The organism is Streptomyces sp. NPDC041205 (assembly GCF_055591765.1).
Genome location: NZ_JBVIZH010000015.1, coordinates 31,367 through 55,467 on the forward strand (window position 1 = coordinate 31,367; position 24,101 = coordinate 55,467).

Annotated in this window: 19 protein-coding genes; 4 read left to right on the forward strand and 15 right to left on the reverse strand. The window is 73.4% G+C overall.

Annotated features, from left to right (window positions below; genetic code table 11):
* The first annotated feature begins 77 nt into the window (after window positions 1-77).
* Both ACZ6BG_RS37270 and ACZ6BG_RS37275 read left to right on the forward strand, forming a co-directional pair.
* On the forward strand, window positions 78-1,592 hold the full coding sequence (locus tag ACZ6BG_RS37270) for an MFS transporter (RefSeq protein WP_469010320.1): 1,515 nt from the start codon (window positions 78-80) through the stop codon (window positions 1,590-1,592).
* Window positions 1,593-1,820: 228 nt separating this feature from the next.
* The gene (locus ACZ6BG_RS37275; RefSeq protein ID WP_469010322.1) at window positions 1,821-3,620 is read left to right on the forward strand and encodes an AMP-dependent synthetase/ligase; all 1,800 of its coding nucleotides are present in this window, start codon (window positions 1,821-1,823) and stop codon (window positions 3,618-3,620) included.
* Between the two features lie 48 nt (window positions 3,621-3,668).
* Here the strand turns inward: ACZ6BG_RS37275 and ACZ6BG_RS37280 are convergent, their stop codons facing one another.
* The 9 genes from ACZ6BG_RS37280 to pqqA form a co-directional block, all read right to left on the reverse strand.
* Complete coding sequence (locus ACZ6BG_RS37280; RefSeq protein WP_469010324.1) at window positions 3,669-4,775, reverse strand: PQQ-dependent sugar dehydrogenase; 1,107 nt, start codon at window positions 4,773-4,775, stop codon at window positions 3,669-3,671.
* A 64-nt stretch (window positions 4,776-4,839) separates the two neighbouring features.
* Window positions 4,840-5,874, reverse strand: a complete 1,035-nt coding sequence (locus ACZ6BG_RS37285) for a chitinase (protein ID WP_469010326.1) — start codon at window positions 5,872-5,874, stop codon at window positions 4,840-4,842.
* A gap of 40 nt (window positions 5,875-5,914) precedes the next feature.
* Entirely contained in the window at window positions 5,915-6,709 is a 795-nt protein-coding gene (locus ACZ6BG_RS37290; protein WP_469010329.1) for a Tat pathway signal sequence domain protein, read from the reverse strand.
* 7 nt (window positions 6,710-6,716) lie between these two features.
* Window positions 6,717-8,021, reverse strand: coding sequence for a glycoside hydrolase family 88/105 protein (locus ACZ6BG_RS37295; RefSeq protein WP_469010331.1), 1,305 nt, complete (start codon window positions 8,019-8,021; stop codon window positions 6,717-6,719).
* Complete coding sequence (gene pqqE / locus ACZ6BG_RS37300) at window positions 8,021-9,115, reverse strand: pyrroloquinoline quinone biosynthesis protein PqqE (RefSeq protein ID WP_469010335.1); 1,095 nt, start codon at window positions 9,113-9,115, stop codon at window positions 8,021-8,023. The genes ACZ6BG_RS37295 and pqqE overlap by 1 nt, the downstream gene beginning before the upstream one ends.
* A complete protein-coding gene (gene pqqD / locus ACZ6BG_RS37305; protein ID WP_469010341.1) occupies window positions 9,112-9,489 on the reverse strand; it encodes a pyrroloquinoline quinone biosynthesis peptide chaperone PqqD in 378 nt (125 codons plus the stop codon). The genes pqqE and pqqD overlap by 4 nt, the downstream gene beginning before the upstream one ends.
* Entirely contained in the window at window positions 9,482-10,267 is a 786-nt protein-coding gene (gene pqqC / locus ACZ6BG_RS37310) for a pyrroloquinoline-quinone synthase PqqC (protein ID WP_469010545.1), read from the reverse strand. Before pqqC ends, pqqD begins: the two co-directional genes overlap by 8 nt.
* Before the next feature lie 62 nt (window positions 10,268-10,329).
* Window positions 10,330-11,241 carry a pyrroloquinoline quinone biosynthesis protein PqqB gene (gene pqqB / locus ACZ6BG_RS37315; protein ID WP_469010344.1) on the reverse strand — a complete coding sequence of 304 codons (912 nt, stop codon included), beginning with the start codon at window positions 11,239-11,241 and terminating at the stop codon, window positions 10,330-10,332.
* Between the two features lie 9 nt (window positions 11,242-11,250).
* A complete protein-coding gene (pqqA, locus tag ACZ6BG_RS37320) occupies window positions 11,251-11,388 on the reverse strand; it encodes a pyrroloquinoline quinone precursor peptide PqqA (protein WP_469010346.1) in 138 nt (45 codons plus the stop codon).
* A 325-nt stretch (window positions 11,389-11,713) separates the two neighbouring features.
* Between pqqA and ACZ6BG_RS37325 the strand changes: the two genes are divergently transcribed.
* Entirely contained in the window at window positions 11,714-12,496 is a 783-nt protein-coding gene (locus ACZ6BG_RS37325; protein WP_469010549.1) for an aldo/keto reductase, read from the forward strand.
* Window positions 12,497-12,541: 45 nt separating this feature from the next.
* On the opposite strand, the gene ACZ6BG_RS37330 is transcribed toward ACZ6BG_RS37325, so the two are convergent.
* The 4 genes from ACZ6BG_RS37330 to ACZ6BG_RS37345 form a co-directional block, all read right to left on the reverse strand.
* Window positions 12,542-16,945: an SAV_2336 N-terminal domain-related protein gene (locus tag ACZ6BG_RS37330; RefSeq protein ID WP_469010348.1), complete on the reverse strand. Its 4,404-nt coding sequence runs from the start codon at window positions 16,943-16,945 to the stop codon at window positions 12,542-12,544.
* Complete coding sequence (locus ACZ6BG_RS37335; RefSeq protein ID WP_469010350.1) at window positions 16,935-18,068, reverse strand: AAA family ATPase; 1,134 nt, start codon at window positions 18,066-18,068, stop codon at window positions 16,935-16,937. Before ACZ6BG_RS37335 ends, ACZ6BG_RS37330 begins: the two co-directional genes overlap by 11 nt.
* A 94-nt stretch (window positions 18,069-18,162) precedes the next feature.
* A complete protein-coding gene (locus tag ACZ6BG_RS37340) occupies window positions 18,163-20,058 on the reverse strand; it encodes a VMAP-C domain-containing protein (RefSeq protein WP_469010353.1) in 1,896 nt (631 codons plus the stop codon).
* Window positions 20,059-20,066: 8 nt separating this feature from the next.
* Window positions 20,067-20,405, reverse strand: coding sequence for a CU044_2847 family protein (locus ACZ6BG_RS37345; RefSeq protein ID WP_468454676.1), 339 nt, complete (start codon window positions 20,403-20,405; stop codon window positions 20,067-20,069).
* A 726-nt stretch (window positions 20,406-21,131) separates the two neighbouring features.
* Here ACZ6BG_RS37345 and ACZ6BG_RS37350 point away from each other — a divergent pair.
* Window positions 21,132-21,833, forward strand: coding sequence for a bleomycin resistance protein (locus ACZ6BG_RS37350; RefSeq protein WP_469010357.1), 702 nt, complete (start codon window positions 21,132-21,134; stop codon window positions 21,831-21,833).
* 21 nt (window positions 21,834-21,854) lie between these two features.
* On the opposite strand, the gene ACZ6BG_RS37355 is transcribed toward ACZ6BG_RS37350, so the two are convergent.
* Both ACZ6BG_RS37355 and ACZ6BG_RS37360 read right to left on the reverse strand, forming a co-directional pair.
* A complete protein-coding gene (locus tag ACZ6BG_RS37355) occupies window positions 21,855-22,949 on the reverse strand; it encodes a methyltransferase (RefSeq protein WP_469010361.1) in 1,095 nt (364 codons plus the stop codon).
* Between the two features lie 240 nt (window positions 22,950-23,189).
* The gene (locus ACZ6BG_RS37360; protein WP_469010365.1) at window positions 23,190-23,933 is read right to left on the reverse strand and encodes a class I SAM-dependent methyltransferase; all 744 of its coding nucleotides are present in this window, start codon (window positions 23,931-23,933) and stop codon (window positions 23,190-23,192) included.
* Between the last annotated feature and the right edge of the window lie 168 nt (window positions 23,934-24,101).

Sequence of the window (24,101 nt, forward strand, 5' to 3'; positions counted from 1 at the left end):
CCGTCATGATCGTGCGGCTCTGAAGGATCGTACGTCGTCGTACGAATTCTTGGGACGCTGCACGAGGAGTGAAGAAGATGCGCACATGGGGGCCGCTGACCGCGGTGTGCCTGGGCACATTCATGCTGTTGTTGGACGTGACGATCGTGGTGGTGGCGCTGCCCGACATGGCGCGGGCGCTCGACGCGTCGCTGAGCGATCTGCAGTGGGTGATCGACGGCTACGCGCTCGCCCTCGCCGCGCTGCTGCTCGGCGTCGGCGCCGCCGCCGATGTCCTCGGACGGCGCCGGATACAGGTCGCGGGCACCGTCGTGTTCGCGCTGGCGTCGCTGGGCTGCGGGCTCGCGTCGAACGCGGAGGTCCTGGTGGCCGCGCGGGCGGTGCAGGGGCTCGGCGCGGCGGCGATGTTCGCGACGACGCTGCCGCTGCTCGGGGCCGCCTACCAGGGCAAGCGGCGCTCGGTGGCGCTCGGCGTGTGGGGTGCGGTCAGCGGGGGTGCCGCCGCGCTCGGACCGATCTTCGGCGGGCTGCTCACGGAGGGGCCCGGCTGGCGGTGGATCTTCTTCGTGAACCTGCCGGTGAGCGTGGCCGCGGTGTGGCTGACGCTGCGCTGGGTGCCGGAGTCGGCGCGGCCGGCCCAGCCGACGGGGGCCCCGGCGCGGCGCGTGGACTGGGCGGGCACCGTGACGTTCGCGCTGTTCGCGGGGGCGCTGACGTACGGGGCGGTGCGGGCGTCCGCCGAGGGCTGGACGTCGGCGCGCACCGGCGTGACCTTCGCGGTCGCGGCGCTCGCGCTGATCGCGTTCGCGGCCGTCGAACGCCGCGTCGCGCACCCGCTGATCGACCTGCGGCTGCTGCGCAAGCCCGCGTTCACCGGCGTCCTGATCGGCGCGGTCGGCTACAACGCGGCGGCCTTCGCCGTGATCCCGTACCTCTCGATCTGGCTGCAGACCGTGCTCGGCATGAGCCCGATCCGCGGCAGCCTGGTGCTGCTCCCCCTGGCGGCGACGTCGTTCGTGGTGGCGGCCGTCGGCGGGAGGCTGCTGCACGGGGCGCCCGCGCGGTACGTCATCGGCGGCGGGCTGCTGCTGATCGGCGCGGGGGGCCTGGCGATGGCGACGCTCGACGCCGGGTCGTCGTGGCGGGCCCTGGTGCCGGGTCTCACGCTGGCGGGCATCGGCACGGGCCTGGTCGCGCCGGGGCTCGCGGGGGCGGCGCTCGCGGCGGTGCCCCCGCGCCACGCGGGCATGGCGGGCGGCGCCGTCAACACGTTCCGGCAGCTCGGGTACGCGCTCGGCGTCGCGGTGTTCGGCACGGTCCTCACCTCCCGGATGCAGGACTCGATCGGGCAGGACGCGGCGCACACGGCCGCCGGGGGCGGGGCGTCCGCGCTGGCCGGGCAGGTGTCCGCGCACGACGTGCGGGAGGCCTTCGCCGCCGGGCTCAACGGGGCGTCGCTCACGGCCGGTGCGGTGGGGGTCGCTGCGGGGCTCGCGGTGCTCCTGATGGTCCGGACCAAACCCGCGTCCGGTGCAGGTCAGGCCCCCTCGGCGGCCCCGGAGCCGACCCCCGTGAAGCAACTCCAGGGGTAATCGCCCGGTACAGATTCGGTGGAGATTACGCCACCGAAACTTACTCAGCCGTCAGTAATCTGTCCGGCCCCTACCCTTGTGGCCGCATTTCACCTGCTGACCTGTGACGATCGTGCACCTATGGGTGCTTCCCGCCCCCCTCCCGGAAGGGATCGGGGTGGGGTACCGTCACCGGCGCTGTGCGGAGCGCCACAAGGAGCACCATTGCGCGAGTTCACGAACCCTCCCATGGCGTCGGCGCCGCGGGTGGGCGGCCTTGCCGACGCCGTGTTCGACCATGCCCTTGAGGATCCGGTCCGCGTCGTCCTCGGCCGCAAGCGCGACGGAGTGTGGCAGGACGTGACGTCGGCGGAGTTCCGCGACGAGGTCCTCGCGCTCGCCAAAGGGCTGCTCGCACAGGGTGTGCGGTTCGGCGACCGGGTCGCCATCATGTGCCGCACCCGCTACGAGTGGACGCTGTTCGACTTCGCCCTGTGGACCGTGGGCGCGCAGGTCGTCCCCGTGTATCCGACGTCGTCGGCCGAGCAGGTCTTCTGGATGCTGCACGACGCGCAGGTGTCGGCGGCGATGGTCGAGCACGAGGACCACGCCATGACCATCGGCTCGGTCGTCGACCGGCTGCCCCAACTGCGCCGCCTGTGGCAACTCGACGGCGACGCGGTACGCGAACTCTCCGAGGCCGGGCGGGACCTGGACGACGAGGTGGTGCACCGCCACCGCCGCGCGGTCACGCCGGACTCCGTGGCCACCGTGATCTACACCTCCGGCACCACGGGCCGCCCCAAGGGCTGCGTCCTGACCCACGCGAACTTCATGTTCGAGGTGGACACGCTCATCGAGCGCTGGGAGCCAGTGTTCCGCGGCAAGCGCGGCGACGAGCCGTCGACCCTGCTGTTCCTGCCGCTCGCGCACGTCTTCGGCCGCATGGTGCAGATCGCCGCGGTGCGCGCCCGCGTCAAGTTCGGCCACCAGCCGAGCCTGAACGCCGCCGCCCTGATCCCCGACTTCGCCGCGTTCCGGCCGACGTTCATCCTGGCCGTGCCGTACATCTTCGAGAAGGTCTTCAACGCGGCCCGCCGCAAGGCCGACCGGGAGGGCAGGGCGGGCCCGTTCGACAAGGCGGTGGAGGCGGCGGTGCGGTACGCCGACGCGACGGAGGCCAAGGCGTTCGGCACCGGGCCGGGTCCTTCGACGGCGCTGCGCATGCAGCACCAGGTCTTCGACAAGCTCGTCTACGCCAAGGTCCGCGACGCCATGGGCGGCAGGGTGCGGCACGCGATGTCCGGCGGCTCGGCGATGGACCGGCGCCTCGGCCTGTTCTTCGCGGGCGCGGGCGTGCAGGTCTTCGAGGGGTACGGCCTGACCGAGTCCACGGCCGCCGCGACCGTCAACCCGCCCGAGCGCACCCGCTACGGCACGGTCGGCCAGGCCATCCCCGGCACCACCGTGCACATCGCCGAGGACGGCGAGGTGTGGCTGCGCGGCGGCCATGTCTTCCAGGGCTACCTCAACGACCCCAAGGCCACCGACGCGACCCTGCACGACGGCTGGCTCGCCACGGGTGACCTGGGCACCCTCGACGACGACGGCTATCTCACCATCACCGGCCGCAAGAAGGAGATCCTGGTGACCTCCGGCGGCAAGAGCGTCTCGCCCGCGCAGCTCGAGGAACGCGTCCGCGACCACCCGCTGGTCGGCCAGTGCATCGTCGTCGGCAACGACCGCCCCTACATCGCCGCCCTCGTCACACTCGACGCGGAAGCCGTCGAGCACTGGCTTTCCATGCGCAACAAACCCCCGATGCCCCCCGGTGACCTGGTCCGCGACCCCGACCTGGAGACCGAGGTGCGGCGCGCCGTGGTCGCCGCCAACACCCTGGTCTCCCAGGCCGAGTCGATCCGCACCTTCCGTATCCTGGCCCACCAGTTCACCGAGGAGCACGGCCTGCTCACGCCCTCGCTGAAGCTCAAGCGCAAGGCCATCGAGCAGGCGTACGCGGACGAGGTCGAGGCGCTCTACCACACCTGACCCGCCCGCCCGGCCGGTGGTCGTGCGGGCGGCCGGGGGTCCCTCCGGCTAGCCGATGGTCACGCGGAAGATCTTGTCCGCGCCGTCCGGCTGCCCGCCGTTGCCGTCCGCGTTGGTCGTGGACAGCCACAGCGCCTTCGCGCCCGGCACGGTGGTCACCGCGCGCAGGCGGCCGTACTGGCCGACGTAGAAGGCCTTGGCGGTGCCGACGTTCTCGTTGTCGGCGTTGATCGGGATGCGCCACAGGCGCTCACCCTTGAGGGCCGCCATGTAGACCGCGCCGTCGACGATCGCCACCCCGCTCGGGGAGGCTTCGGCGACGCCCCACGTCTTCTTCGGGTTGGTCATGCCGGAGACGTTGCAGTTGCCCTCGCAGGTGGGCCAGCCGTAGTTCTTGCCGGGCTTGATGAGGTTCAGCTCGTCCCTGGTGGCATCGCCCAGCTCGGCCTCCCACAGGCGGCCCTGCGGATCGAAGGCGATGCCCTGCGGGTTGCGGTGGCCGAGGCTGTACACGTAGTTGCCGAAGGGGTTTCCGGGGGCGGGCTTGCCGTCCCGGGTCATGCGCAGGATCTTGCCGTTGAGGGAGTCCTTGTCCTGCGCGAGCGGCTTGGACTGGGCATCGCCGGTGGTGGCGTACAGGTAGCCGTCGGGGCCGAAGGCGAGGCGGCCGCCGTTGTGGTACCTGGCCTTCTTGATGCCCTTGAGGAGCACGGTGTAGCCGCTGAGGGAGGAGCCGTCGTACGTCATGCGCGCGACGCGGTTGCCCTCGGACGAGGTGTGCATGACGTACACGTAGTGGTTCGTCGCCCACTGGGGGTCCACGGCGACGCCCATGAGGCCGCCCTCGCCGCCCGTCGTCTGGGACTCGGGCACCGTGCCGACCTGCTTCTTCGTCGCGCCGTCGGCCGAGATCGACCAGACCCGGAAGTCGTCCCGTTCGGTGACGAGCGCGGACTTGCCGTCGGGCAGCCAGGACGTGCCCCAGGGTATGGTCCAGCCGCTGGAGATGGTCTTGACGCCGGTGGGCTCACCGGCGGGCGCGGCCGGGGCGGCCGACACCGACGGGACGTACGCCACAAGTCCCGCCGTCAGTGCGGCCGTCGCGGCGAGCGCCACCTTCCGGGCCGGGCGGCCCTTGCTCCTGCTGTCGTGCACGAGTGCCTCCATGTGGGGATGTGTGCGTGGGGGTTGCGAACCTTCGCCCTGGACTGACGGAGGATCAGCCTCCGTACTGGGCAACGATCTTGGTGAACTCATACGGCTGCTGACCGATGCCGCTGCACGAGTCGCCCGCTCCGCCGCCGCCCGCGCAGGACCGGTCGCGGTTGACGGACCAGAAGGCGAAGCGCGCGATGTGGTGCTGCCGGGCGTAGCCGAGGATCTTCTTGAAGTCGGCGGTGGTGACGGTCTCCCCGGCCACGTCCGTCTTGCCGTTCATGGACGAGACGCCGATGTGCCGGTAGGCGTCGGTTTCGCTGTAGCCGTAGGCGCTCTTGACCGTGCTCTTCAGGCCTTCGAGGGCGCTCACCGAGGCGTCGCCCATGGTGCCGCTGTGGCCGTCGAAGTCGAACGGCATGATCACCCAGGCGTCGGCGGCGAGCCCGGCCCGGGCGCCGCGCTGGATGAGGTCCCTGCCGGTGGCGTCGGGGCCGTTCGGGGTGGTGCCGAGGGTGACGTAGGTGACGATGCCCGGGTTCCTCTGCTCCACGATCTTCAGCGCGTCGACGACGCGCTGCCGCACGGTGGGGTTGTTGAACTCGGTGTTCTCGATGTCGACGTCGAACGCCTTCAACTTGTAGGCGTCGATGACCTTTTGGTACGCGGCGGCGAGCGCGCCGGCGCTGGAGCACTTCTCGCCGAGCTTGGCGCCGCTCCAGCCGCCGACGGACACGACGATGTCGCCGCCGGCCGCGCGAATGGACTTGACGGCGGACTCGTCGGAGCCGCCCTTGAGCGGCCTGCTGCCGTCCCAGGCCGGGTTGCAGCCGCCGTCGGACAGGATGAACGCCAGCGTGAACCACTTCACGCCGGTCGCGGCCATCACGTCGGTGGGCTTCTGCGGATTGCCCCAGCCCAGGTACTCGTAGGGTGCGGCGTGGATCGTGCCCGCGGCACGAGGGGCGGCCTCGGCTCGGGGAGCGGCCTCGGCCTGGGAGGCAGACGCGGTCGCGGACGTGCTCGCGGTCGCGGGCAAGGGGGACAGTCCGAGGACGGCGGCGAGGGCGAGTCCGCCCAGGCCCATGAGTCGGCGCACGGGGATTCCTTTCAGGTGCTTCGCGCGAGTCAGCCGGTATTCACACGAGTTGGTAGCCGCGCATGCCGGTCAGGAGCATGTACGTGTTCTGCAGCGATCCCGAACTGTCCCCGAGGGAGCGGTAGATGCCCCACTTGGGCCGCACCCGGTCGGCGAGGAAGGTGTCGACGCCTGACTTCGACTTGTCGATGACGGTCGCCCCGCCGCTCTTGAGGATCCAGCGCACGGACCCCGACGCCCCGTCGCCGATCTTGATCTGGAAGTCGACGTCGGTCCACTTGTCGTGCAGCGGCGCCAGATCGGTGCGGCCGACGAGGATGTCCTGATCGAAGATCTTCAGCTCGATGGTCTGCTTGCCGTCGACCCGCCGCAGCGACTGCACGACGATCGGCGCGCTGCCCGCGCCGGGCTGCTTCATCTGCATGATGTGCGTGAAGCTCGTCGTCGCCTTCAGCGTGCTGGGCAGGAACATGCGGTACGTGACCCGCCAGGTCTGGCCCTTCTGCCACTTCAGGAAGGAGTCGCCGTTCCGCAGCCCCGTGACCTCGTGGCGCTGCCGGTCGGTGCTGGTGTCGCGGTCGACGGTGTGCATGGTGAAGCGGAAGTTGTCGCCCTCGGCGAAGATGTGCGGTTTCGCGGCCGGGTGCGAGTCGGCGCGGTCGTCCTCCAGCGTCTCGAAGGCGCGCAGGCCGACGTCACGGGCGGACGGCGACCAGCGCAACTGCCAGTCCGCGGTGGGCGCGGCGGCGGCCGGTGAGAGTCCCGCCGCGGTGGCGGCCGCGCCCGCGCCGGTGCCGAGCGCCGCCGCGAGCAGGGCTCTGCGGGAGGGGGTCATGAGGGGCTCACCTCTTCTTCCTGAGTTGCTCGTTCATGATCAGAAATGCCCCGAGGCCGTGGAAGTCGTTGGTCTGCCGGGGCCGGGCTATGTAGAAGGCGTAGTCGCCGACGTTGGTGCCGATGGAGATGTCCGTGAGGTTGGTCAGACCGTCGGAGCCGAGTGAGATCTTCTTCAGGACACCCGCGTGGCCGCGGCGCGCGACGCCCTGGTACTCCGGTGGGACGTAGCCCTTCTCGGCGGCGCGCGACAGGGCGAAGGTGAACATGCTGGAGCAGGACGTCTCGGTCCAGTTGCCGCTCTCCGCCCCCTTGTTCACGACCTGGAACCAGCGGCCGGTCCCCGGGTCCTGGGCCCGCGCGATCCCGGCCGCCAACTTCCGCACATGGCCCAGCAGTTCTGGTCGCCCGGGGTCGCTGAGCGCAGTGGCGTCCAGGACGTTCACGGCGGCCATGGAGTACCAGCCGATCGCCCGGCACCACTGTTCCGGGGCACGCCCGGTTTCCTTGTCGGCCCAGGACGCGGTCCGCGACTCGTCGTAGGCGTGTTGGAACAGGCCGTTGTCCGCCTGGAGATGGCGCGCGTACACGTTCAGCTGCTCGACGGCCTCGCGGTCGGTGTACGTCTCGTCGCCGAACTCCTTGCCGTACTCCACCAGGAACGGCGTGACCATGTAGACGCCGTCCGACCAGAGTTGGTGCGCGCGGCTCGCGGTGTCGGCGTGCCAGAAGCCGCCGTCCTCGGTGCGCGGGTAGGTCTTCAGGCGGTCCCTGATCTTCCGGGCGGCGACGCGGTAGCGGTCCTCGCCGGTCTCGTGGTGCAGGATCACCAGGAGCCGCCCGGCCTGGATGCTGTCGAGGCTGTTGAACTTCTGCCCGATGTTCCCCTCACTGTCGACGAAGCGGTCGACGTAGCTCTTGATGTACGTCAAGTAGCGCTCGTCGTGGGTGCGTTGGTACGTCTGGTACTGGCCGATGAGGTAGAGCCCGACGGGGTAGGACCAGCCGCCGATGCTGGCGGGCGTGAAGCGGGTCGTGGTCGACTCGACCATCGCGACGGACCAGTCCGTGCCCTGGGGCCGCGCGGTGGGCGCCCGGTCGGCGGCGGGTGCGGCATCGGCCGCCGCGGGGGCCGTCTGCGCGGCGAGGGCGGCGCACCCGGCGAGGAGCGCGGCCAGGACGGCGCGGGCCGCCCGGCGGTGCGGCCGCGCGGGCGGCACGCCGGGCCCGGACGGCCAGGACGGCGCGGACGCGGGCGCGGCGGGCCGCGGTGGGGCCGGTGTCGGTGAGGTGGGTGGGCTGGGGCGGCGCATCAGGTTCCTCCCTCGCGGTAGGCGTAGCCGGAGTGGTCCGGTGCGGGCCCGCGTGCCGCGTCGACCAGGGCGCGCACCACGCCGTGGTCGGGTGAGCGGTGGCAGGCGGGGTCCGTGCGGGCGGCGTCGCCGGTCAGGGCGTGGGCCTGGCAGCGGCAGCCGCCGAAGTCGACGGTGCGCAGCTCGCAGGAGCGGCAGGGCTCACGCATCCAGTCCTCGCCGCGGTAGCGGGTGAACGCGGGCGACTCCCGCCAGATCCAGTCCAGCGGCCGCTCCCGGACGTTGGGCGCGTCCGCGCCGAGCAGCTCCGCCGCGGCCGGACAGGGCAGCACCGTTCCGTCGGGTGCGACGGTCAGGGACACCGCGCCCCAGCCGCCCATGCACGGCTTGGCGGTGGCGTCCACGTAGTCGGGCGCGACCCACACCAGCTCCATCCGGCCGCCGAGCCGGACCCGCCACCGCTCCAGGGTCACCCGGGCGCGGGCCACCTGCTCCGGGTCGGGGAGCAGCGCGTCGCGGTTGCGCAGCGCCCAGCCGTAGAACTGCGTGTTGGCCAGCTCGATCCGGTCGGCGCCCCAGGCGAGGCCCAGTTCCACGAGGGCGTCGAGGGCGTCGAGGTTGGCGCGGTGCAGGACGGCGTTCAGGCCGAGCGGAAGGCCTGCCTCGCGGACGAGGCGGGCGGCGCGCTCCTTCGCGCCGGTGGCCCGGGCCCCGGCGATGAGGTCGGCGCGGGCGGGGTCGGCGTGCTGCACGGACAACTGGACGCTGCGCAGGCCCGCGTCGACGAGCCCGGCGAGGCGCGCCTCGTGCAGGCCGACCCCGCTGGTGACGAGCTGGGTGTGGATGCCCGCCGCGTCCGCCGCCGCGACGATGTCGCGCAGATCGCGGCGCAGCAGCGGCTCGCCGCCCGACAGATGCGTCTGGACGACGCCCAGGTCGGCGGCCTGTCGCAGCACGTCGCCCCACTCGTCGCCGGACAGTTCCACTGACCGACTGTTCAGTTTGACCGGGTTGGAGCAATAGGCGCAGCGGAGCGGGCAGCCGTGCGTCAGCTCGGCCAGGAGGGCCCAGGGCGGCTCGGGGGCAGGGCTCATCGCAGCCACCTCTGCTCCCGCAACCGGCCCAGGAACACCGGGACTTCGGCGCCGACGGGCGCGCCCGGGTGGCGCCGCTCCAGCTCCGCGACGATTCCGGCCACATCGCGCTCCCCGTCGCACAGCGCCACGATGCTCGCGGCCGCGCCCCGCAGGACCACGACGCGCTCGGGCAACAGGAGCAGGTCGGCGCCGCGCACCCGGTCGCGGCGCAGGACGACGGAGCGGGCGAGGACGGGCCGCCAGTCGGGGCGCACGGGCTCGGCCGCGGGGCCGTCGGGGCCGCCGGCGGCCGGACCGGCGGCGCCCGAGACATCGGCGCCGCCCAGATCGTCGGCGACTGGCACCCGGCCCTCCACCAAGGCCTCACGCATCACCGTCCCCCTCCCCCGCGCCCTCGCCGGAAGCCCCGCCGGAAGCCCCGCCGCGCGACCCTTTGGCCGACCCGCCGGAAGCCCCGCCATGCGCCCCGCCGGAAGCCCCGTCGACCGCGTCGAGCAGCGACCACAGCACATCGCACTTGAAGGCGAGCGCCGCCACCGCCCGCTCCTGCTCCTCGCGGGTGCGGGCCCAGGCGCGCACCAGGCCGAGCGCCTCCTGCCCGTCCCTGCCGCCCTGGTCGACCCGGCCCCGGAAGTAGGTGAGGCCCTCGGTGTCGATCCACGGGTAGTGCCGCTCGAACGCGGCGATGCGGGTGCGCATCAGGTCGGGTGCGGACAGTTCGGTGAGCGAGGCGGCGACGGCGTCGAGCGCGGGCCGCAGGCGGCAGAAGTTGACGTATCCGTCGACGGCGAGCCGTACCCCGGGCAGTACCCGGGAGGTGTCCAGAAGCTCCGCGCGCGCGATGCCCGCGGCCTCGCCGAGCCGCAGCCACCGCTCGATGCCGCCCTCGCCGGGGCGCTCCCCGTCGTGGTCCCTGATCCGCCGCGACCAGCCCCGGCGCAGCGCGGGGTCGTCGAACTTGGCCAGGATCAGGGCGTCCTTGACGGGGATGTGCCGCTGGTAGTGGAAGCGGTTGGCGATCCAGCGGCGCAACTCGGCGCGGGTCAGGGTGCCTTCGTGCATGCGTACGTTGAAGGGGTGGCGGTCGTGGTAGCGGGCGGCGGAGACGGCGCGCAGCCGCGCGGTGAGTTCGTCGGGGGTCCAGGGCACCCGGTCGGCCCCCGCCCCCTCGGACCCCTGCCCGGGGCCCGCTGCGGTCTTGACGGTCGTGGTCACAGCTCGATCACCATCCGGTCCTGCGCGACTTCCAGCCCCCAGTCGGCGAGTTGCTTCTGCTGTTCGGCGCTCGGGTCGCCGAGCGGGTTGGTGTTGTTCAGGTGCGTGTAGAGGCACCGTCCGGGCAGCGCGGCGAGCCGGTGGGCGGTGCCGCCGGGCCCGGCGATGGGCAGATGGCCCATGCCGGTGGCCGTGCGGTCGCTGAATCCGGCCCGCCGGGGTTCCTCCTCGTCCCAGAAGGTGCCGTCGACGAGGACGACGTCCGCCTCGCGGGCGGCCTCCTCGAAGGCGTCGGTCCAGGCGGCGAGCGCCGGGGCGTACAAGGCGGTGCGGCCGGTCCCGGTGTCGTGCAGGCGCAAGGCGACGGACCAGGCGGCGTCGTCCGGGCCGAGGTCGGCGGCGTAGCGCGGCCGCTTGGCCGAAATCCGCACCGCGGCGACCCGCACTGCTGACTGGTCGTTCAGTTGCCGCCCGGCGCTCGTGAGTTCGTGCCAGCGCGTCGGCGTGTACGGGCCGAGCACAGCGCCGAGTCCGAGGCGGTCCCGGACGGCCGCGAGCACGGGCGCGGTGGCGAGCACGTCGACGCCGTCGCGGGCCTCCCGGAGCCGGGCGATGCCGAGGGTGTGGTCGAGTTCGGCGTCGGTGAGGACGACGCCGGCGAGCGGGGAGAGGCGGGTGTCGGCGGTCGGGCCCGGTTCGGGGAGCAGGCCGGGGCAGGTCTCGATCTGTTCGCCGATGTCGGGGGTGGCGTTGACGACGTACCAGCGGCCGGGGCTCGCGCGCAGGGCGAGCGAGGCGTGCAGGCGGCGGCGTTCCGGGTGGGCGCGTGCCCCGGCACAGCCGGGGCACGCGCAGTTCCACTGGGGGAGTCCGCCGCCCGCCGCGGTGCCGAGCACCTGGAGCAGCATCGGGCGGGTCTACCGGTCGGCGAGGCGGTACGCGGTGACCTCGAGCGAGGTCTCGACGACCGTGTACTCGGGGGTCTGCCAGCCGGTGGGCCCGGTCTCGGGAGAGACCGGGGCGACCTCCGAGGTCTCCATCTCGTGAGTGTTCATGTGCGTGTTCCTGCCTTCCTGAAAAGTGGGGGGTTCAGGAGTCACTGGGACGAGTTGCGACGCATGCGCCTAGGGTGTTCACATGGGTGGCCTGCGTTCAGTGACGTGCAACAGAGTTGCGTCATGACGGGACGCGGTCAATGGTTCGGACCGATAAGGTCGGAGCTATATCTAGCCATTCTCAGGGCGCCGGACAGCGGGAACGCCACGCCAGGAATGCGGCCCGGTCCCTGATCGTTGACCATGGATGTACCACCCGACGACGTATAAGGATCGAGAGCTCGTGAGCAAGGTCCCCCCGATCATCCTGAACAACGGCATCGAGATGCCGCAGCTGGGCTTCGGTGTCTGGCAGGTGCCGGACGACGAGGCGGAGCGGGCCGTGGCGACGGCCCTGGAGTCCGGGTACCGCAGCATCGACACGGCGGCCGTCTACGAGAACGAAGTGGGCACCGGCAAGGGCATCGCCGCCTCCGGAATCGACCGCGACAAGCTCTTCGTCACGACGAAGCTCTGGAACGACCGGCAGGGGTACGACTCGACGCTGCGCGCGTTCGACGCCTCCCTGGAGAAGCTGGGCCTGGACTACGTCGATCTGTACCTGATCCACTGGCCGATGCCGTCCGCGGACACGTACATCGACACGTACAAGGCCTTCGAGAAGATCCTCGCCGACGGCCGCGCCAAGTCCATCGGCGTCTCCAACTTCCTTCCGGAGCACCTGGACCGCCTCATCGACGCCACGTCGGTGATCCCGGCGGTGAACCAGATCGAGCTGCACCCGCACCTCCAGCAGCGCGCCTCCCGCGCTTACCACGGCGAGCAGGGCATCGCCACGGAGGCCTGGTCGCCGCTCGGCCAGGGCAAGGGCCTCCTGGAGGTCCCGGCGATCATCGCCATCGCCCAGAAGCACGGGCGCACGCCCGCGCAGATCGTGCTCCGCTGGCACATCCAGCTCGGGAACGTGGTCATCCCCAAGTCGGTGACCCCCTCCCGCATCAAGGAGAACATCGACGTGTTCGGCTTCGAGCTGGACCCCGAGGACATGGCGGCGATCAGCGCGCTGAACGAGGACCGGCGGCTCGGTCCTGACCCGGCGGAGATGTAGGTCCCGCCGGACAGGTGACTGCCCCGGACCACCTGCGCCGACCCTTCAGCGGCGGCGCAGGTGGTCCAGCTCTTCCCGGATCCTGAGGGACTCCGGATGGTCGGCGCCGAGTGCCGGGGCCACATGCGCGCCGGCCCACTCCAGCAGGGCGACCGCGTGCCAGACGTCGCCCACGGCGGCACAGTGGTTCACGGTCCTGCGGTACGTCACGACGGCGCTCTGGGCGTCACCCGCCTCCGCGTACAGCCGGGCGACGCGGCGGACGGCGGCGAGCGTGTCGGGGTGCAGCTCCCCCTGCGCGCCCCGCCGCAACTCCATCGCCCGCACGTACGCGGCGAGGGCCTGGTCCAGGTCGTCGGCGTCCAAGCGCACGCGCGCCACGGCCTCCAGGGTCGTCACGGTGTCGTGGTGCTGCCTGCCCAGCGCCGCCGTCCTGAAGTCCAGGACCCGCTCGTACAGCTGGAGGGCGTCCTGTACGTTGCCGGCCTCGCGCTGGGCGTCCGCGAGCCGGTCGTAGGCCGGCCAGGTGTCGGCGTGCCCGTCCCCCAGCGCTCGCCTCCGGGCGTCGAGGACGCGCTCGCGCAGCGCGACGGCCTTGCCCCAGGCCCCCGCGGAGCCGTGCGCCGCGGCGAGGTGTTCCACCGTGCGCAGGGTCTCCGGATGGTCGTCGCCCAGCACGGCGGCGCGGGCCGCGAGCACCTTCTCGTACAGCGCGATCGCACGCTGCCAGTTCTCGTCCCGCGTGTGCACCACCGCGAGCCGGTCCCCCAGGGCCAGGGTCTCCGGATGCCGCGGGCCGCGTACCGCCGTGCTGTTCGCCAGCGCCTCCTCGTACGCCTCGACCGCCCAGGGCCGGAGGCGCTCGGAGTCCTCGTACAAGTACGCCAGGTCGCTCATGGCCTTGATGGTCCGCGGGTGGTCGTCCCCGAAGGCGCGACGGCAGGCGGCCAGCGTCGACTCCGCCGTGCTCTGCGCCCGCGTGTGGTCGCCCGTCCGGTGGGCGGCGGCGGACAGCTTGCCACGTACGTCGATCGTGAGGGGGTGCTCGTCGCCCAGCATCCTGCGGCACTCCGCCAGGGTGTCCTCGTACAGGGACACCGCGTCCTGCGCGTTGTCCTCCAGCACGGTGTCCGCGAGGCCCGCGCGTGCGGCCAGCGCGTGCTCGTCGTCCTGCGGGTACCTCTCCGTGCCGAGCTGGAACACCGCGTCGAACTGCTGCCGGGCCTCCGGCACGGACCCCAGTTCCAGGTGCGTCGCCGCGAGTTCGAGGCGGAGCGCCAGGGTCTCGCTCTGGCCCGCGCCGAGCGTCCTGCCCAGGGCGAGCACCATGCTCTCGTACAGCGCGACGGCCCGCCGCGCGTCCCCTGCCGCACGGTACGCCCCTGCGAGCTGCCCGGACGCGGCCAGGGTCTCGGGCGCGTCCGCCCCGGAGATCCTGCGCAGGCTCTCGACGGCACGCTCCAGCATCCCGACGGCCCGTTCCGGCTGCCCTTGGGCGAGGACGTATCCCGCCGTCAGCGCGAGCGAGGAGGCGAGCGGCGCGGAGTCGTCCTCGGGCCGGACGTGCTCCGCCAACGCGAGGACGTGCGGCAGCACTTCGCGCCAGCGTGGCCAGGTGTAGACGGCCTTCGGGTCCCGCGGCAGGGTGTTGGCGAGGCAGACGGCGGCCTCGGCACGGGCCCAGCCGACGGCCTCGCGGCTCCGGAACGGGGTGGAGTCGTCCGCCGTGCGGACCGCGTGCTGGACTCCGGGGTGCACCTGGATCACCTCGTCGTCGACACCGACGAGGCCGAGGATTTCCAGAAACCGCAGGGCGCTGCCCAGCTCCCGGACACTTGCCACGCGGGACACCACCGAGCGCGGTACGGGATCGGGGGCCAGCCACGCGAGCACGTTCAGGACCCGCGCCGCCAAGGGATCCTCGGACGCGCGCACCACCTTCCGCAAGAGGGAACTCCGGTCGCCGCCCTGACGGCGGCCGGTCAGCCTCCGGTACTCCTTGACGGACATTCTCGTACGGGCGATGTTCACGGCGGCCCGCGTCACCGCGAGCGGATGACAGTCGAGTTCCTCACAGAGGGCCGCCGCGCCGTCCAGCGCCGCGGCCTTGCCCGCCAACGTGGTCAACAATTCGACGGCCTCGGGGAGTTGGAGAGACCCGAGGTTCATCGACGTCAGGACGGCCCCCTGGCCCGCGAGAAACGTCGGACCCCACCCGGTCGTGATCCGACTCGTCATCAGGACCCGGCCACCGGCACCGAGTCGGGCGAGGACGTCCCGCACGTCGGCGGAGTCGCGCACGTCGTCGAGGATGAGCACCCAGTCCGAGTGCGAGGCCAGCCACCACACGGCCCATTCGACGCCCGCGCTCCGGGGCAGCGCGCCCACGACAGCGGGGTTCAGTGCGTGGGCCAGCGCGAGCAGACCCTCGCGTATCTCCTCCGCCGAGTCCGCACGCACCCACCACCAGGTCCCCCGCGGGCGGGTCGGCACCGTCCTCTCCACCCACGCCGCCGCGAGCTCCGTCTTGCCCACGCCCGCCATGCCGTGGACGACGACCACCCGCAACCTGTCGGAGGGGACGTCTGTTCCGAAGAGGTCCGCTTCGAGGCGCTGGAGTTCCCCGGACCGGCCGACGAACGCCGCGCTGGGCCTCGGGATGTTCACCGCCGCCGACAGGGCCGGCGGGGGCGGCGCGGTGACCGACTCCCCCTCCACTGCCGTCGGCCGCTCCGCCTCAACCGGCCGCTCCACCACCGGTATCGCCCGCCCCCGCAACAGCCCCAACGCCTCCTCGCTCACCAGCGCGAACGGCTCCCCCGCCGCCCCGAGCCCCCGGCTGCCCGCCCCCTCCGCCACGGCCACCACCGCCCGGAACGCGCGCGTCGCCGAGCCTGCCCGGGCCTCGATCTCCGCACCGATGCGGCCGAGGAGTTCGGCGACGGCCAGGGACTCGGGGCGCGGCAGGGTCTGGAGCAGGGCGCTGCGCGCTCCCGGTACGAAGTCGTAGAGGCCGCGGGCCGGGTCGACCGGCTCCAGGAGGCCGCTCAACAGCACCTCGGCGAGGTCGCTCGGCCGGGAGCCGGGGGTGACGCGCTGCTGGATGAGGCGCATCACCGGCAGCGCGGGCACCGAGAGGGCGACGTGTGCCGCGAGGTCGGCGGCCGTGGGCGAGGCCGCCGACTGGAAGCGGAGGATGCGTTCGGTGATCGGCAAGTCGCCCTCCTCGGCGACGGGTTGCTCCTGCGGGTCGGCGTGGGCGGTGACGTACGTGACGGCGGTGTCGCGGTGGTGGTCGCCCTGGGCCATGAGGAGCCCGGCCCAGTCGGCCAGCCACTCGGGGGCGAGCTCCAGGACGGGGACCGGGACGGCCCCGGCGGGGAGGCGGGCGCTGCCGTCGTGCGGGGTGAACCGCAGGGCCGTGTTGGGGGCGCCCGCGCGGGAGGCGATGGCGCGGCCGGGGACGGCGGGGGCCGCGGTGCGCCGCCAGAGGCGTTCGGGGAGCGGCTGGAGGAGCGCGGTGGGGCCGCGCCCGGCCCACAGGTGCAGGGCGGGGCCCGCACGGCCGCCCCACCAGTGGAGGCCCGAGCAGTCGCTGAGGACGAGGACGACCTGACGGCCCGTCGGGTCGAGCACGGCCGCGGGGGCGACGGCCGGGCCGCGGGGCGAGGAGCGCACGCCGACGCGCTTCCCGAGGTCGGCGAGGTGCCACACGCGGACGTCACGGAACGCGCCGGTGCGCTGCATGGCCTCGCGCAACTCCCGTACGAGGGGCCGCCACACGGTCATCGCCGGGCCGGTGTCGACGACGAGGGCGAGGCTCAACAGGCGGTCGGTGGCGGGCACGAGGACCGGGGCCCACGGGAGCGAACCGGGGTGCTCCGCGGCACGCGCGGCCGTCGCCGCCTCGTCGAGGACACGGCGGCGCCGGTCGGGGACGCGCTGCTTCAGGGGGCGCAGGGCGCGCTGGATCGCCAGCTCGTGGCGCAAGGCCTGCGGGGCGGGTACGAGGACGTCGTCGGCGTCGGCGCCGGGGTGGGGGGCGCCGCGTGGGAGGTGCAGGGCGGCTCTGCGGGCTTGGGGAGCGGTGGCGGCTGCGGTCGCGTCGGTGTCGGCGGTGGTCGCGTCGGCGTCCGTGCGGGCCGGTTCGGGGGCGTCGCGGCCGTCGCGGCCGGGGCTGCCGCCTTCGGCATCACCGGATCCCCCGGCGCCCTCGGCTCCCCCGGCCCCCCCGGCTCCCCCGGCTCCCGGACCGTGGCCGCCGGGACGGCCGGGCGTGCGGGCGCCGCCGGACACCCTCCCCTCGCCGAGCGGCGGCAGCTGCCCGTCCCCGGCCGCGTCCTCGCCCGGCGGCAGCCGCTCCGCGAGCCACAGCATCTCGGCGAGAGCCAGCGGCGTGACGGGCGGCCCGAGGGCGGCAAGCAGGTCCCGCAGCCGGTCAAGCGTCATCGGACCGCGCCGTTTCGGCGGTCAGGAACGGCATCACCTGGTCCGCGAGGATCGCCACGCTCTCGGGCGGTTCCGTGAGGGCCGCGTGGTGGCACATGTAGATGGCGTTGAGGAGCTGGTCGTTGGCGAGCAGACCGCCGCTGCGCCGGTCGAAGAACCGCTGGATGACGTCCCGCACCCCGGCCGGGAGCGCCCCGTCAGCGTCCTCGACGACGGGGCCCAGGTGCTCACGGACGATGGCGGTCAGCTCGTCGAGGGTCGCGGGCTGCTTCAGGTCCACGGTGACGCAGCGGCGCAGGAACGCGGGCGGGAACTCGCGTTCGCCGTTGCTCGTCATGACGACGAGGGGGAAGGCCCGGCAGGTGACGGTGCCGTCGCGGATCTCCACCCGGTCCTTGGTGCTGTCGGCCGTCATCACCCGGGCGGTGAGTGCCGCGCGGCGGGCCAGCTCGACGAGTTCGTAGGAGCCCTTCTCGAAGATGGTGAGCAGGTCGTTGGGCAGGTCGATGTCGCTCTTGTCGATCTCGTCGACGAGCAGGACGCGGGGCCGGGCGAACGGCAGCAGGGCGGTGCCGAGGGGGCCGAGGCGGAGGTAGTCGCCGATGTCGTCTCCCGTCGGGCGGTCGCCCGCCCCGGCGCTGTCCGCGCCGCCGTCGTCCGCGCCGCCGCCCCGCGCGTCGATCGTCCCGATGCCACCCGTGGCGTCGTGGCGTGCGCGTGCGGCGGCGTAGAGGCGGGTCAGGGGGTCGTACGCGTAGAGGCCGTCGCGGAGCGTGACGCGGCTGGTGATCGGCCAGTGCAGGACCTTGCCGAGGCCCAGCTCGTGGGCGACGGCGTAGGCAAGGGACGACTTGCCGGTACCGGGGGCGCCGGTGACCAGGAGCGGCCTGCGCAGATAGAGGGCGGCGTTGACCTGGCGGACGGCGTCCGCGCTCGGGCGGTAGCTGACGGCCGCGTGCTGGTTGCCGGAGTCGCCGGGCGGGGTGGGCAGGGGCGGGCCGCCCTTGAAGGTCCGCCAGGGCGGCGGGGCCGGGAGGCGCGTGATGCCGTCGTGCGGGGTGCGGGTGCCGGAGTAGATCTGCCAGGAGGTCGGGGGGCCGGGGGGCGAGGAGCCGGAGGGCAAGGAGGCGGAGGGCAAGGAGGCGGAAGGCGCAGGGCCGGAGGGCGGGGTGTGCGGCGGTGGGTCGGACGAGGCTGGCGTCGGCGGCGTCGGCATCTCAGGCGCTCCCTTTGTTCCCCATCGGGCTCCCCATGGTGTTCCCCATGGCCAGCGGCGGATCAGGCATGCGTTCCGGGTCGTCCCAGAACAGCGTCAGGCGGTGCCCGCAGTGATCGGCGTCCCCTTTGTGCGGGGAACGCGCCTCCTTGCGCAACCTCATGATTTCCACGGGCAGTTGGTCGGGCTCCAGGGTGGCGACGGCCTCGGTGAGCCGGTCCAGGAACGCCTTGGGCGCGCACGCCGCGTGGCCGACGTCGCCGCAGTCGTGCCGCCGCCACAGCATGATGGGCACGCCGGTGTCGAGGGCGGCCGAGAGCCAGTCGTCGACGGGCCGGGCGGCGTACGCGAGGGCGCACAGGTCGTCGTCGGCGTCGAGCCAGCCGTAGAACTGCTCGTAGCCGTAGGGCAGTCCGCATTCGACGGGCACGGGCCGGGTCTCGCCGCGGGCCCGGACGGTCTCCCAGCGCTTGCGGGTGAGCCGGGAGACGGTCAGCGGCTTGAGGCGTTCCACGTGCCGGACGACGACGGGCACGGTGCGCATGGGGCGGGGCCGGGCGGCACCCGGCTCACGGATGTGCCACTCCTCGTACGGCTCACTCATCAGCCCGGGCGACACCACGAACTCCAGCATCCAGTCGAACTCGTGGACCCTGCCGACCTGTTCGGCGAGCAGCGCCTCGACGCGCGCCTGCAACTGCTGACGGCGGATCCGCACGGGCCCGGCCCTCCCCACCGGCACACCGTCGACGACGGTGCACACGGACAGCTCCAGGCTGCCGCCGCGGGTCATGGGCTCGGCGCGGAACACGACGGAGCCGGTGGGAGGGGGCGCATCGGCCCGCGCGCGCCGGCCCGGCCCTTCACCCGGCCCGGCGTGGGGCCCGCCCTGGATCCCCCCGTAACACCCTCCACGGATCCCTCCGTGACGTCCCCCCTGGCTCCCCCGGGGACGCCACCCCTGGATCCCTCCATGAAGCCCCGCGCCGGGCTCCCCCGCCCCCTCTCCCTCCCCTTCCCCAGGAACCCACCGGCGCGTCCAGGCCGCGACGCCCGGCCCGCTGCCGCCCGGCGACCACTGCCCGAGTTGCCAAAGGAGCCGGGCGAGCCGGTCCTCGCCGGTCAGCTCCTCGGCGACGTACCGGACCGCCTGCCACACCGAGCGGAAGGGCGGCGGATCGCGCCGCAGCGTGGGAAAGGCCCGCCGCACCGCCAACTCCAGTGCGCTCGGCTCGACTTGAACGCCCTCGAAGAGGGCGCGCAGCTCGCGTCGCGGCGCGGGCGGCAGCCAGTCGAGGGGCAACAGGTCGTCCAGGCCCTCCCAGTGGCGGCGGATCACGTCCAGGGAGAGCATCCGGCCCAGGTAGCCCTCCTGGTCGCCGGCGAGTACCGCGTCGGTGACGATCCCGACGACCTGGCGGGACTCGATGTCGTACACGGCTGCGCCACTGAACCCCTCGTCGAGGCGCTGCAGATGCGCCTGTTCGACGTCCATCTCCAGCCACTCACTGCTCAGTTGCCGGTCCTCGCTGGTGCGCAGCGTGACGTGGGTGCCGTTCTCCTCGTGCCCGTGCGGGAAGCCGAGGGCGCGCAGCACGTACGCGGTGTGGCCCGCGCGGGGCCGCAGCGCGCCGAGCGGGGCGAAGACGCAGGCCGGTACGCGTAAGGGTTCGTCGAGCGTGAGCACCGCGATGTCGCCGGTGTCGCCGAAGCGCCGCCAGTCCCCGGACCAGGACACGGTGGCCCGCAGTCCGTCGGCGCGGCCGGGCAGCGCCACGCGGATCTCGCGCAGGCCGTCGACGACGTGGGCGCAGGTGATCAGGCGGGTGCTGTCGACAAGGACGCCCGCACCCAGCGGCGCACCGCCGACCGTGCCGATGCGGGCACGCCAGTGCATGTCCGCCATTATTCGCCTTGCGCGTCCTCGCGGGACCAGGTCAGTTTGACGGTCAAGTGCCCCTCGGCGGCGGTCTTCGCGATGACGGCGCCCGCGGCGGCGCTCAGCTTGACCCCGAACTCCAGCGAGATCTCGTCGGGGTCGAGCGCCTGCGTACGGAAGGTCCGCAGGGCGGAGAGTGCGGCGCCGCGCACGTTGCTGAGCGCCGACTCGAACCGGCCCTCCACGTCGTGGATCTCACCGTCGCCGTCCCGGCGCGACACGGACCTGTAGCCCGGGTCCCTGGAGTCCACCTCCACGACGACCGGCCCCTCGTCCGACTCCCACCGCATCAGCTCGTTCGCCATCCGCGCCCCCCTGGGTCAGGTGTCCCGTTCCCTCCCCCCACCATCCCTCAACACGTCCGTCGATACTCCAGAGTGGGCAAATACGTCCGCCATTCGTTACGGGTGAGACCGCCTCCGGCACGTGCACAGGCCCGGTCGGCGACCCGCTCAGGGGAGAGGGGGAGGGTGCGGACGGGGGTGCGGGGGGGGTGGTGACGCGCAGTTCGTCGCGGGTGAAGCCGAGAGCGAGGACGGGGCCGTCGGTGCCGGGGTATTCAGCGCCGGTGAGGCGGGGGGTGCCGGTCTCCCAGAGGCGTACGGTGCCGTCCTCGCGGCCCAGGGCCAGGTGGCGGCTGTCGGGCGAGAAGGCCAGGAGCAGTGGATCGCCCGCGGCGATGTCGTAGGAGCCGGGTGTGAGGAGGCCGAGCAGGCGGGTGCCGTGCGCGTTCCACGTGCCTGGACGGCCGCCAGCGTGCGTCCGTCCGGGCTGAACTCGGCACAGGACCGCGTCCTAGGGTCGGCGATCCCACCGGCGCCCCCGCGGACCCGGCCGCCCTGGCCGCCGTGAAGCGGGACGTTCTCGGCGACGACTTCGAGGCGTGCCGCTCCTGGCGGTCCTCGGACGCCCGCGTGCCTCTGCACGCCCGGCCTGGCCACTGCCGAGACCGGCGGCCGCCCGCAAGGGAGTCCCTGCTGTCGAGGCGTAACCCCTCACTCCATCTATTCAACTTTGACTAGACTGACCGCATGGCTGAGAAAACCATCCCCCTGCTGCCCTGCGTGACCGTCCAGCCGATCGTCGACTTCTACACCGCCCTGGGGTTCGAGACGACATACCTCCAGAAGAGCCCGTACGCGTACGCCGTCGTCGAACGCGGCACCGTGGAGCTGCAGTTCTTCGGCATGAAGCAGTACGACCCCGCCGCGTCGATATCGGGGGGCTACATCCTCACGGACGACGTGGACTCCCTGCACACCGCCTTCCGCGCGGGGCTCAAGGCCGCGTACGGGAGGATCCCGAGCCGGGGGCTGCCGCGCATCGGGCCGCTCAAGGACATGTCGTACGGGGTGCGGCAGTTCCTGATGACCGACCCGGCGGGGAACAGCATCCGCGTCGGCCAGCAGATCAGCGACGACCAGGCGCACCGGCCCGCGCCGAAGGAGACCTTCGCGCGGGCCCTGCACCTCGCGGACGTCTTCGTCGACTCCAAGGAGGACCTCGCGGGTGCCGCGAAGGTCATCGACCGGGCCCTCGCCCTGACCGACGAACAGCCCACGCCCGCGCAGCACCTGCGGCTCCTGGTGCTGCGCGGGGACATCGCCCAGCGGCTCGGCGAGGACGCGCTCGCGGCACGGCTGCTGGAGCGGGCCGCCGGGGTCCAGCTCACGGAGGAGGAGCGGGTGGCGGTACGGGACGCGTTGGTGCGGTTGGAGGAGTTGCGGGGGTGAGCGGGTGAGCGGGTGAGCGGCTCACGCTTCCCGCACCGCCACATGCACCGTGTGCGCCGTCAGCAGGAACAGGTCGGCGCGCCGGTGCAGGCTCTCGGGGTCCTGCGGGTCGAGGAGGCGGTCGAGGGTGGCCCGGTCCTCGGGGGCGAGGATCGGGTTCTCGGCGTCGGCGGCGAGGTCGCGGTAGCGGCCGAAGGTGGTGACGATGTGGTCGCGGGCCGCGGCGTCCAACGGCGCGGGCAGGTCCACGAGGAAGCTGCGCGTCGCCACGTGGCGCAAGCCGGCCGCCGTGAGCAGCGCGGCCCAGTCCTCCGTCGCCTCCTTCGCACCCGGCAGGTCGGCCCGCATCCGCGCGAACCACTCCTCGTTGGCCGCGTCCAGGCGGGCCTGGAGCCCGGGGCGGCCGATGCCGAAGTCGCGCGGGAGGCTGCGCGGCGCGAGGCCCCCTTCGAGGATCGCGAGCGTGCCGCCCGGCGCGAGCCGGTCCGCGAGCGCCGTCAGGGCGGCCACCTGGTCGCCGACGTGGTGCACGGAACGCGCCGCCCAGATGAGGTCGGCGGGCGGCAACTCGCCGAGGCCGTCGGGGAGTTCCGCGCGGTGCGTGCGCACCCGGTCCGCGAGGCCGAGGCGGGCCGCCCGCTCCACCGTGCGCTCCAGCAGCGCCTCCTCGGGGTCCGCCGCGATCACCTGGGCCTTCGGGAACACCTCGGCGAACAGGCAGGTGACGACGCCCGGGCCGCTGCCCGCGTCGACGATCAGTGACGGATCGCCGTCGGCGGGGCTCCCGTCGGCGTCGGGGCGACCGTCGACTGCGGGGCGCCCGTCCTCGCGTACCGCGCGCAGGTCACGCAGCCAGGCCGCCACCTCGCGGTAGACGGGGGCGGTGACCTCCGCGTTCTGCTCAAGGACGGGGGCCATGACGGCCCAGTCGATGTCGGCGTGCCCATGACTGTGCCCATGCCCATGCCCGTGGCCGCCCCCGTGCGCGCGCCCCTCGCCGCGCCCGTGGCCGCCGCACTCGGCCCCGTGCCCCTGCTCCGCACCCGCTCCGTGCGCCGCGCCCTCGCGCTCCGCACCCGCCCCGTGCACCGCACCCTCATGCTCCGCCACCGTCACCGCCGCCTCTCCTGCGCTCTCAGCGCTTCCGCACCCGTTTGTGGTTACGTCGCCAGCCTGCCCCCTCTCCAGCGATTTCGGCCACCCGCGTTGCCGTTTCGGCAAAGAGGTGCCTGGGCGGCGGCCGTCCCCGAGGTGGGAAAGGCGCGTGGGCGCGGGCGCTGTCACTGCGGCCCGGAGTCAGACCTCGCCGGGAGCGCGCCGACGCCGGCTGCGGCGGCCGGGGCCGGGCCCGACGCCTCAGCCCAGCGGCTTGCGGAACGCGTGCAGGGCGAACTCCGGGTCGGGGCGTCGGACTTCCTGGTCCGGGAGTTCCGCGAGACGGCGCTCGAAGCGGGTCGCGAGTGGGCTGCCCGGTGGGACGCTGGTGAACCAGCCCCGGCGCAGGTCCTCGGCCGTGCTGCGGGGGCTGCGGCCCTGGCCGTGACCCCGGAAGCGGGCCCGGCCCGCGCGGATGAGGCCGTATGCGGCCGCGTACTGCTCGACGCGGGCCGCCCCGTCCACCGGCGAGCGCACGGGACGGCCCGCGAGCGCCGCGTCGATGTCGCTGCCCACGTCGTGCGAGGCGGCCTTGTCGACGGTGGTGACGAGGACCCCGCCGGGCCGGAGCACCCGTGCGCACTCCCCGACGACGGCCGCCGCCTCGTCCGGGTCGGGCAGCAGATGCAGCAGCCACACCGCCGTCGCCGCGTCGAAGGTGGCGTCGCCGAACGGCAGGCGCCTGCTGTCCCCGAGCACGATGCCACCGGGTACACGGACGGCGGCCATCCGCGCCATGGCCAACGCCGCGTCCACACCCACCACTCGCAGCCCCGGCCGCGCCGCGAGGCTCCGCGTGACCAGGCCCGTGCCGCAGGCCACGTCGAGCAGCGCGTCCGTCCCCGGCGGCAGCAGCGAGAGCACCGCGTCGGCGGCGGCCACGGCCCGTGGCTCACCCCCGCGCGACGCGTCGTACCGCACCGCCTCCTTGCCGTAGTCGAGCATCAGGCACCCGCTCCGGACCCCGCGCGGCCCCGGCCGGGCCCCGGTCCCGGCGGACGGCTTCCGGCGGGTCGCGAACCGGGCGGGCGCCGCATGGACGTGACCGGCCCGGGCGACCGACGCACGGCCGCCCGAGGACGTACCCCAGGAGGCGGCACACGTCCCGCCACG

Coding starts and splice junctions, on each gene's coding strand:
- ACZ6BG_RS37270 (WP_469010320.1), top strand. CDS start 78: ATGCGCACATGGGGGCCGCTGACCGCGGTGTGCCTGGGCACATTCATG.
- ACZ6BG_RS37275 (WP_469010322.1), top strand. CDS start 1,821: ATGGCGTCGGCGCCGCGGGTGGGCGGCCTTGCCGACGCCGTGTTCGAC.
- ACZ6BG_RS37290 (WP_469010329.1), bottom strand. CDS start 6,709: ATGACCCCCTCCCGCAGAGCCCTGCTCGCGGCGGCGCTCGGCACCGGC.
- ACZ6BG_RS37295 (WP_469010331.1), bottom strand. CDS start 8,021: ATGCGCCGCCCCAGCCCACCCACCTCACCGACACCGGCCCCACCGCGG.
- pqqE (WP_469010335.1), bottom strand. CDS start 9,115: ATGAGCCCTGCCCCCGAGCCGCCCTGGGCCCTCCTGGCCGAGCTGACG.
- pqqD (WP_469010341.1), bottom strand. CDS start 9,489: ATGCGTGAGGCCTTGGTGGAGGGCCGGGTGCCAGTCGCCGACGATCTG.
- pqqB (WP_469010344.1), bottom strand. CDS start 11,241: ATGCTGCTCCAGGTGCTCGGCACCGCGGCGGGCGGCGGACTCCCCCAG.
- pqqA (WP_469010346.1), bottom strand. CDS start 11,388: ATGAACACTCACGAGATGGAGACCTCGGAGGTCGCCCCGGTCTCTCCC.
- ACZ6BG_RS37325 (WP_469010549.1), top strand. CDS start 11,714: ATGCCGCAGCTGGGCTTCGGTGTCTGGCAGGTGCCGGACGACGAGGCG.
- ACZ6BG_RS37330 (WP_469010348.1), bottom strand. CDS start 16,945: ATGACGCTTGACCGGCTGCGGGACCTGCTTGCCGCCCTCGGGCCGCCC.
- ACZ6BG_RS37340 (WP_469010353.1), bottom strand. CDS start 20,058: ATGCACTGGCGTGCCCGCATCGGCACGGTCGGCGGTGCGCCGCTGGGT.
- ACZ6BG_RS37345 (WP_468454676.1), bottom strand. CDS start 20,405: ATGGCGAACGAGCTGATGCGGTGGGAGTCGGACGAGGGGCCGGTCGTC.
- ACZ6BG_RS37350 (WP_469010357.1), top strand. CDS start 21,132: ATGGCTGAGAAAACCATCCCCCTGCTGCCCTGCGTGACCGTCCAGCCG.
- ACZ6BG_RS37360 (WP_469010365.1), bottom strand. CDS start 23,933: ATGCTCGACTACGGCAAGGAGGCGGTGCGGTACGACGCGTCGCGCGGG.